This window comes from Oleiphilus sp. HI0125 (genome assembly GCF_001635355.1).
In genome coordinates this window covers 1-641 of the sequence record NZ_LWGF01001069.1, presented here as the reverse complement: position 1 = coordinate 641, position 641 = coordinate 1, and the positions used below count along the sequence as shown (strand labels likewise).

General features: G+C 46.2%; 1 protein-coding gene. It reads left to right on the top strand.

Annotation, left to right across the window (positions count from 1 at the left end; translation table 11 throughout):
• Positions 1 to 98 precede the first annotated feature (98 nt).
• Positions 99 to 641, top strand: a 543-nt coding sequence (locus A3762_RS18345) for a prephenate dehydrogenase/arogenate dehydrogenase family protein (RefSeq protein WP_197469376.1), incomplete at its 3' end; no start/stop codon positions are given.

Below are 641 nucleotides of genomic sequence, written 5' to 3'. Positions count from 1 at the left end.
TCCTGTAGCGAATTATGGAATGCCAAATCACCTTCGTGTATCAATCGGTCTTCCTGAAGAAAACGCTCGTTTTATTGAAGTTTTGGAGTCGCTTAGTCATGGCTAGCGATTCGCTAAGTTTAGCGATGCAAGAATTAAAAGGGCTCACCGTTTCGGTTGTTGGGCTTGGTCTAATTGGCGGTTCTTTAACAAAGTGCTTGAGGGAGCAAGGCGTTGTCTCGAAGACGGTCGGGTATACGCTTGATTCAAATCACGCAAAGCTCGGTATTGAATTAGGTGCTGTGGATGTAGCTGCTGAAACAATTGCTGAAGCAGTTTCTGGCGCAGATATCATTGTGTTGGCAGTTCCAGTTCAAGCATTTGAGAGTGTGCTGCAAGAGGTTAAACCATTCATCAAGCCCGGTGCTGTACTGACCGATGTAGGAAGTGTTAAGGGTAACTTTGTTTCTGCAGTCGAGTCGGTGTTCGGCGATGTGCCAGAGTTTGTTGTTCCTGGTCACCCGATTGCTGGATCAGAAAAGAGTGGAGTTACTGCCGCAAATAGTTCGCTCTACCAAAATCATAAAGTGATTCTTACTCCCTTAACGCATACTGATGAGCGAGCATTATCCTTAGTTGACGCGATGTGGAGCGCTTGTGGT